Origin of the sequence: Synechococcus sp. R6-10, from assembly GCF_047461815.1 — a bacterium.
Taxonomy (GTDB): domain Bacteria; phylum Cyanobacteriota; class Cyanobacteriia; order Thermostichales; family Thermostichaceae; genus Thermostichus.
On the sequence record NZ_JANSHW010000097.1, the window covers coordinates 5,001 to 10,059 of the forward strand.

The 5,059-nt window shown below is 61.6% G+C and carries 3 protein-coding genes (1 of these 3 running past the window's edge); 1 reads left to right on the forward strand and 2 read right to left on the reverse strand.

The genetic code is table 11. The annotated features are described in order from the left end of the window. Positions 1 to 3,194 carry the 3' portion of a DEAD/DEAH box helicase gene (locus NW837_RS03320; protein ID WP_414329261.1) on the forward strand. Its footprint begins 1,858 nt before the window's first position, so the window shows 3,194 of its 5,052 coding nt (coding positions 1,859–5,052); its start codon lies off the left edge, out of view; it ends in the stop codon at positions 3,192 to 3,194. Here the strand turns inward: NW837_RS03320 and NW837_RS03325 are convergent. Together NW837_RS03325 and NW837_RS03330 are read right to left on the reverse strand one after the other, a co-directional pair. Continuing rightward, a complete protein-coding gene (locus NW837_RS03325) occupies positions 3,191 to 4,006 on the reverse strand; it encodes an ABC transporter permease (protein ID WP_011433299.1) in 816 nt (271 codons plus the stop codon). The genes NW837_RS03320 and NW837_RS03325 overlap by 4 nt on opposite strands. Positions 4,007 to 4,088: 82 nt before the next feature. After that, positions 4,089 to 4,967: a phytoene synthase gene (locus NW837_RS03330; RefSeq protein WP_011433298.1), complete on the reverse strand. Its 879-nt coding sequence runs from the start codon at positions 4,965 to 4,967 to the stop codon at positions 4,089 to 4,091. Positions 4,968 to 5,059: the final 92 nt, after the last annotated feature.

The following is a 5,059-nucleotide window of genomic DNA, read 5'->3' on the forward strand; positions in this document are numbered from 1 at the left end:
ACTTCAACGATTTTGTGCATGTGGCCCTTCTGCGGGCCTCGCTCTATGCTGCCCTGCAGGAGAAAAAAGAGCTGGACTTCTCAGAGGTAGCCCCGGCAGTGGTGCAGGCCTCAGGCTTGAGCCTTGCCGACATTACCCAAAACCCCGATTTGGATCCCCAGTCTTCCCTTGCTCAGGACGTTTGGCAGACCTTTACAGACCTGACAGAATACCGTCTCTACGAAGATCTACGGCGCGGCTGGCGGGTCACCCATCCCAACCTGGAACAGGTGGGGCTGCTGAAAATCGAATACCGCGGGCTCAAAGAGCTTTGCCAAAGCCCTGCCCTGGCTTCCCTTCACCCCTGGTTTGGCCAAGCAACCGTTGGCGAGCGAGAGGGCCTGCTGCGGGCCGTATTGGATCAGTTTCGGCGGAAATTGGCCATCGATGTCCGTCTGCTCGAGAAAGAACCCCAGAGAACGCTGCGCCGGCGGGCCGAGCAACACCTCAACGAGTTTTGGGGCCTAGAAGAGTACGACGAGCTGCGGACGGCCACCTGCTTTGTCCGCCAAAGCTGCGACGGAAAGGACATAACAACTTTCAGCCTGGGCCCCCGCAGCGCCCTCGGACGCTTTCTTGCCAAGCGCCTTGGGCTAACCCGGGAAACCTACGACGAGCTTCTGGGATCCCTGCTTTCTCTCCTAGTTAGCTACGACCTGCTGCGGCGCCACTCGGAGAATGGCCAGGAAGCCTACCAGCTCAACGCTGGCTGTCTGCGCTGGTGCCTGGGCGATGGCTCGCCGCCGCCAGATCCTCTGTATTCCCGCCGGGCCGAGCAGAGCGGCTACTCCTCTGCCCGCCGCCCCGTTAATCTCTTTTTCCAGCGCCTCTACCAGGCCGGGGCAGCAGGGCTGGGATCCCTGGAGGCTAGGGAGCACACGGCTCAGGTGGTTCGGCCAGGAGAGCGGGAGCAGCGAGAAAGGCGCTTTCGCGGGGAGGATCAAGCTCGACGCCTTCCCTATTTGGTGTGCTCGCCAACCCTGGAGCTGGGGGTCGATATTGCCGATTTGGATCTGGTGCATCTGCGCAACGTGCCCCCCACACCCGCCAACTACGCCCAGCGCAGCGGTCGGGCAGGCCGCCAGGGGCAGCCGGGACTCATCATCACCTATTGCGGGGCTTTCAACAGCCACGACCAGTACTACTTCCGCCGCCGCGCCGAGATGGTGGCCGGTCGAGTGCGCCCTCCCCGCCTGGATCTAGCCAACGAATCGCTGCTGCGCGCTCACATCCACGCCGTTTGGTTGGCTCAGGTGCGCCTGCCCCTAGGCAATTCCATTGAAACCGTCATCGACGCGGATCGGGAAGAGCTGCCCCTCAGGGAGACAGTGGCCCAGCAAATCCAACTTGAGGAGTCTGCCCGCCAACAAGTGAAGGAGCAGGTGCAGAAGCTGCTGGCCGCCGATCGCCAACTCCTAGATAAAAGCGGCTGGTTTAGCGAGCGCTGGCTTCAGCAGGTCATTGAAGAGGCACCCCAGGCTTTTGACCGAGCTTTCGATCGCTGGCGAGAGCTCTATCGGGCTGCCACGCAGCAGTTGGAAGCCGCTAACCGCCAGCTCCAGACGACTCGCCAAAAGAAAGACCAACAGGAAGCCGAGCGCCGCCAGCAAGAAGCCCTGCGCCAGCGCAACTTGCTGCTGCAGATTGGAACCCAGCGGGAGGAAAGCGACTTCTATCCCTACCGCTATTTGGCTAGCGAAGGCTTCTTGCCCGGCTACAACTTCCCTGCCTTGCCGGTGCGGGCCTGGGTGCCCCGCGGCAGCGAGGGCGAGTTCATCGCCCGGCCTCGCTTTTTGGCTATCCGCGAGTTTGCTCCCCACAACTTCCTCTACCATGAGGGCTGCCAGTGGGAAGCAGTGGCGTTTCAGGCTCCGCCCGGCGGCCTGGAGGAGCGCAAAAGTAGCCACAAGCTCTGTTTTAGCTGTGGGGCCTTTGCCGATCCCCACCTGGATTGCTGCCCCGTCTGCGGCACCCAGTTCGATGGGCAAAACAGCCTCTTTACCCAGCTTCTGGAAATGCCCAATGTGCGCATGCGGCGGCGGAATCGCATCACAGCTGACGAAGAGGAGCGGCGGCGGCAAGGCTACGAGCTGCAGACCTTCTTCCAGTTTGCTCCCGAAAGCTCTGGCTACCGCGTCCAAGAAGCTGATGTGCTGAGCGGACAAACTCCCCTGCTGCAGTTGCGCTATGCCCCGGCGGCCACCCTGCTACGCATCAACCACGGCTGGCGGGGAAGTGGAGGGCGCGGCTTTTTGGTCAACTTTGAAAATGGGGAAGTTCCCTCGCGAGATCAGCTTGAGCGGAACAGGGCAGGCTCGTCCAACCCAGTCCCCCTGCAGTCCATTCGCCTGGCGGTGCGCAGTACCCAAAACCTGTTGCTGGTGCGCCTGGTTCAGCCAGGGGTGGAGAATCCGCAGGCCCTGGAGACCACCCTGCGCTATGCCCTCAAGCGAGGGATCGAAGAGACCTTTGAGCTAGAAGAGACAGAGCTGGCCGCCGAGTGCATCGGCCAGGGATCCCATCAGGCCATGCTCTTCTACGAAACAGCAGAAGGGGGCGCTGGCGTCCTGCGGCGCCTGGTGGAAGAGCCCCAGGCTCTAGCGGAAGTGGCCCAAGTGGCGCTGGAGATCTGTCACTTCCAGCTTTCAGAGGCCGGGATCCAAGACCTGCGGCCCGAATGCCGAGCAGCCTGCTACGAATGCCTGCTCAGCTATGCCAACCAACGGGAAGCGCTGCAGCTTGACCGCTATCAGATCCGGGATCTTTTGGGCCTGCTGGCCAACAGCCGCACCGAGCTGCGCTCCCTGGGTCGCTCCCGCCAAGAGCACCTGGAGTGGCTGCGCCAGCTCCTGGACCCTCGCTCTGAACTGGAGCGCCGCTTTCTCGAAACGCTGGCAGCAGGAGGGTATCGGCTGCCTGAGGATGCCCAGAAAGCCATTGCCGATCCCGACTGCGTCGTTGACTTCTTCTACAGCCCCAACATCTGCATCTTCTGCGATGGCCCAGTCCACGACCAGCCTGCCCAAGCGGAACGGGATCGCCAACTGCGCTCGCAGCTGCAGGGACGGGGCTACCGCGTGCTTGTTCTGCGCTACAACCAAGATTTGCAAGAGCAGCTGGCTCGCTACCCAGAAGTATTTGGCAAGGGCAGCTAGTCCTGCTGGTGGGAAAACAGATAAGCTCCCACAAAAGCCAGGATTACCGCCAAGCCGCCCAAAACTCCCACCGTGTACCAGGGAAACTCCGCAAGCGGCTGGTAGGCGGCTGCCCGCATGCCAATGCTGGCGTAGGAAAGGGGCAGGCAATAGACCAGCACCTGCAGGTAGGTCGGCAACTGGGCGGGATCGAAAAAGGTGGCCCCTAGGAAAGACATGGGCGTAATCAAAAAGTTGGTTAGCACGCCCACACTCTCCAGGCTGGGCACCTTCAAGCCAGCAATTACCCCAATGCCGGCAAAGACGGCGCAATCCAAAAGTAGAACCAACAGCGACAAGGGGTGAAGCAGGCCCCAGGCCCCCGTACCCAGCACCCCCACCGCCAACACCCCCAAGGCCGTCAGCAGGCCGCGGGCAATGCCCGCCAGCACCTTGCCCAGATGCAAAGACAAGGGGTGCACCGGCAACAGCAGCAGCTCTTCAAAGCTCTTGGTAAATAGCCGCGATCCACAAATGGAGAAGGTGGTGCCGGCAAAGCTGATGGTCATGGCTGAAAGAGCCACCATCCCCGGCAAGATAAAGCGCAAATAAGAACCTGCCGCCGTGGATCCGGCCACCTCGGCCAAAGCTTCGGCCCGCAGGGATCCCCCTAGGCCCACCCCAAAGGCAACAATGTAGATGAGGGGAGCCACCAGCCCCGAGGCCACCACCTGCCAAACTCGCCCCCGCAGATCCAGCCAGTCGCGCCAGAAGATGGTTAAACTGTCTTCCCAGATTCGCTGATAGGGTAGGGTCAGGGCACGGTTCACCATACGTTTTCCTCGCCGTTCACGGGTTTTGGGCTTGCCGTCTTGTGTCCGATTTTCTGCCACCACTCCGGTTGGGCACCGTTGGCTAATAGCCGTAGTAGTTGGAACGCCACCAAGCCACCGGCAGCGCCAATGCCTTGCTGAGAGTGGACACGTAAGCGCGGGTGCGAAAAACCTGGTAGTGGTTGCGCTCGATGGCGTTGAGAATCTGCCGGTAGAGCATCAAGGAAGCGGCTACCGGCCAGCGGGAGTCCGGCTGCAGGGTAGGGATCCCCCGTTCCGCTTGGGCATAGAGCTCCCTAGCCCGCCGGATCTCATAGTCCATCAAAGCCATCCAGCGCTCGTCAATAACATAGTTAAACAGGTCCCGCTCGGAGTAGTTGAAGCGGCGCAGATCTTCCAGGGGGATGTAGATCCGCCCGCGGCGGGCGTCCTCTCCCACATCCCGCAAGATGTTGGTTAGTTGCATGGCGATCCCCAGCGCCACCGCCTCCTCGCGGCCATCCCGGCCCGGCACAAACCCCATGATCTCCGAGCACATCAGCCCCACCACCCCGGCCACGCGGTAGCAGTAGACCCGCAGATCCTCCCAGGTGGCGTAGCGCCGCGTATCCAAGTCCATGCTCTGCCCCCGCAGCATCTCGCGAAACGGCTCGATGGAAAGGCGGTAGGTGCGGATGGTGTGGATCAAAGCGAGGTCCGTGGGGACTTGCGGCTCGCCTCCCTGGAAGAGCGACTCCAGATGGGATCCCCACTGCTCCAGCTTGCTGCGGGTGACCTCCACCTCTGCCTGGCTGGCTTCCAGTCCATCCAGCAACTCATCGGTTTGCCGCAGCCAAGCGTAGATGGCCCAGATGGCCCGCCGTTTGGACTGGGGCAAGAGCAGGGATCCCAGGTAGAAAGTCTTAGCGTGCTTGGCCGTAATCTGGCGACAGAGGGCAAAAGATTGCTCAAGCGGACTCATCTGGCTATCTCCAGGAGCACAGGGCCAGGATAGAGAAGGAAGAGGAACGGCGAGGGCACATATCAACACTACGGGAAAGCGGACGCCGCGGA